Annotated in this window: 3 rRNA genes; all 3 read right to left on the reverse strand. The window is 52.9% G+C overall.

Going from position 1 to position 3532, the window contains the following annotated elements:
- Positions 1-117 (reverse strand): 5S ribosomal RNA (gene rrf, locus AB4Z01_RS35940).
- Between the two features lie 151 nt (positions 118-268).
- Positions 269-3199: ribosomal RNA gene (locus AB4Z01_RS35945) — 23S ribosomal RNA — on the reverse strand.
- 201 nt (positions 3200-3400) lie between these two features.
- A 5S ribosomal RNA gene (gene rrf / locus AB4Z01_RS35950) occupies positions 3401-3517 on the reverse strand.
- Positions 3518-3532: the final 15 nt, after the last annotated feature.

Genomic DNA, 3532 nt, shown 5'->3' on the forward strand with positions numbered 1-3532 from the left:
GCTTGGCGACGTCCTACTCTCCCAGGACCCTGCGGTCCAAGTACCATTGGCGCTGGAGGGCTTAACGGTCGTGTTCGGTATGGGAACGCGTGGTTCCCCTCCGCCATCGCCACCAAACGGTGTTTTTCGATGATCATGCTTCCTGAATCACTTCAGAAAAGACACAACCATGATCTCAGAGGCATTGCGCCCTGAAAACTGGATACGAAAGATGTTGCTGCTGAACTTTAGCTGTTGCCTAYAGGTTGTATGGACCATATAAGCKYTTTAGGATAAGCCCTCGACCGATTAGTATTCGTCAGCTACACACATTGCTGTGCTTCCACCCCGAACCTATCAACCTCGTCGTCTTCAAGGGGTCTTACATACTGGGAAATCTCATCTTGAGGGGGGCTTCACGCTTAGATGCTTTCAGCGCTTATCCCGTCCGTACTTGGCTACCCAGCGGTGCTCCTGGCGGAACAACTGGTACACCAGCGGTACGTCCATCCCGGTCCTCTCGTACTAAGGACAGCTCCTCTCAAATTTCCTGCGCCCGCGACAGATAGGGACCGAACTGTCTCACGACGTTCTGAACCCAGCTCGCGTACCGCTTTAATGGGCGAACAGCCCAACCCTTGGGACCTACTTCAGCCCCAGGATGCGATGAGCCGACATCGAGGTGCCAAACCTCCCCGTCGATGTGGACTCTTGGGGGAGATAAGCCTGTTATCCCCAGGGTAGCTTTTATCCGTTGAGCGATGGCCCTTCCATTCGGTACCACCGGATCACTAAGCCCGACTTTCGTCCCTGCTCGACTTGTAGGTCTCGCAGTCAAGCTCCCTTATGCCTTTGCACTCTTCGAATGATTTCCAACCATTCTGAGGGAACCTTTGGGCGCCTCCGTTACATTTTAGGAGGCGACCGCCCCAGTCAAACTGCCCGCCTGACACGGTCCCTCTACCGGTTTCACGGTAGTAGGTTAGAACTCCGATACGATCAGGGTGGTATCCCAACGTCGCCTCCACACAAGCTGGCGCTCATGCTTCAATGGCTCCCACCTATCCTGTACAGATCGTACCAAAGTCCAATATCAAGCTGCAGTAAAGCTCCATGGGGTCTTTCCGTCTTGTCGCGGGTAACCTGCATCTTCACAGGTATTAAAATTTCACCGGATCTCTCGTTGAGACAGCGCCCAAGTCGTTACGCCATTCGTGCGGGTCAGAATTTACCTGACAAGGAATTTCGCTACCTTAGGACCGTTATAGTTACGGCCGCCGTTTACTGGGGCTTCGGTTCACAGCTTCGGRTTRCYCCTAACCGCTCCCCTTAACCTTCCAGCACCGGGCAGGCGTCAGCCCGTATACTTCGCCTTACGGCTTCGCACAGACCTGTGTTTTTGCTAAACAGTCGCTTGGGCCTTTTCACTGCGGCCCCCTCGGGCTATTCACCCTACCGAGGCACCCCTTCTCCCGAAGTTACGGGGTCATTTTGCCGAGTTCCTTAACGAGAGTTCTTCCGCGCGCCTTAGCATGCTCTGCTCGCCTACCTGTGTCGGTTTGCGGTACGGGCACCTAGATCTCACTAGAGGCTTTTCTTGACAGCCGGAGTACATGACCTTCGCTACTGTAATTTTCGCTCCCCATCACAGCCCAGCCTAAYRRTTSGCGGATTTGCCTACSAAYYAGCCTCACTGCTTGGACGGACTATTCCATCAGTCCGCGTCACTGCCCTTCTGTGTCACCCCATTGCTCAAACAATCTTCGGTGGTACAGGAATTTCAACCTGTTGTCCTTCCACTACGCCTTTCGGCCTCGCGTTAGGTCCCGACTTACCCTGAGCGGACGAGCCTTCCTCAGGAACCCTTAGGCTTTCGGCGGACAAGATTCTCACTTGTCTTTTCGTTACTCATACCGGCATTCTCACTTGAATGCGCTCCACCAGTCCTCACGGTCTGACTTCWACGTACATTCAACGCTCCCCTACCCAATGCAGCAAGCTGCAATGTCATAGCTTCGGTGGTGTGTTTAGCCCCGTTACATTTTCGGCGCAGAGTCACTCGACCAGTGAGCTATTACGCACTCTTTAAATGGTGGCTGCTTCTAAGCCAACATCCTGGTTGTCTTTGCAACTCCACATCCTTTCCCACTTAACACACACTTGGGGACCTTAGCTGATGATCTGGGCTGTTTCCCTCTTGACAATGGATCTTAGCACTCACTGTCTGACTCCCGGTAAGCATGTCTATGGCATTCGGAGTTTGACTGGACTTGGTAACCCTTGGCGGGCCCCGCACCCAATCAGTGCTCTACCTCCACGACACTCATAACCGAGGCTAGCCCTAAAGCTATTTCGGGGAGAACCAGCTATCTCCGAGTTCGATTGGAATTTCTCCGCTACCCCCACCTCATCCCCGAATTTTTCAACATTCGTGGGTTCGGGCCTCCAGTGCGTGTTACCGCACCTTCACCCTGGACAGGGGTAGATCACACGGTTTCGGGTCTACAACCACGTACTWWKTCGCCCTATTCAGACTCGCTTTCGCTGCGGCTCCGTCTTTCCGACTTAACCTTGCACGTAATCGTAACTCGCCGGTTCATTCTACAAAAGGCACGCCATCACCCATTTAACGGGCTCTGACTTCTTGTAAGCGCACGGTTTCAGGTTCTTTTTCACTCCGCTTCCGCGGTGCTTTTCACCTTTCCCTCACGGTACTGCTTCACTATCGGTCACCAGGGAGTATTTAGCCTTGGCAGATGGTCCTGCCGGATTCCGACGGGGTTTCACGTGTCCCGCCGTACTCAGGATACACTTCGGAGAGTGCTAGCTTTTGGTTACAGGGCTTTTACCTCTTTTAGCGGGCCTTTCCAGACCTCTTCGCCTAACCAACACCTTTGTAACTCCATGTGAAGTGTCCTACAACCCCAAGGAGCAAGCTCCTTGGTTTGGGCTAATCCGCGTTCGCTCGCCGCTACTGACGGAATCACTTTTGTTTTCTCTTCCTCGGGGTACTTAGATGTTTCAGTTCCCCCGGTATGCCTCTTACTAAGCTATGTATTTACTTAGTAGTAACTGGACATTACTCCAGCTGGGTTTCCCCATTCGGAAATCCCCGGATCAAAGCCTGCTTACGGCTCCCCGAGGCGGTATCGTTGTTCGCCACGTCCTTCTTCGGCTCCTGGTGCCTAGGCATCCTCCGTGCGCTCTTAATAGCTTAACCTAGCGTTTTTCGATGRSTCGCTTCCYGAATTTCTTCAGAAAATACGCATCCATCTTAAACGATGKTWTTAAATCCAGCTAAAGGATGTTTCAGCAATTCTTWTCTTTCGTTATCCAGTTTTCAAAGAGCAAGTGTTTTGCGCTGCGATCACTTCAGAGTTAATCTTCAGCAAATACGCAACATTTAGATGCTTCTGCACCCGCTTGGCGACGTCCTACTCTCCCAGGACCCTGCGGTCCAAGTACCATTGGCGCTGGAGGGCTTAACGGTCGTGTTCGGTATGGGAACGCGTGGTTCCCCTCCGCCATCGCCACCAAACGGATGRTGCTTCGA

This window comes from Inquilinus sp. YAF38 (genome assembly GCF_052113205.1).
In the GTDB taxonomy this organism is placed as follows: domain Bacteria; phylum Pseudomonadota; class Alphaproteobacteria; order DSM-16000; family Inquilinaceae; genus Inquilinus.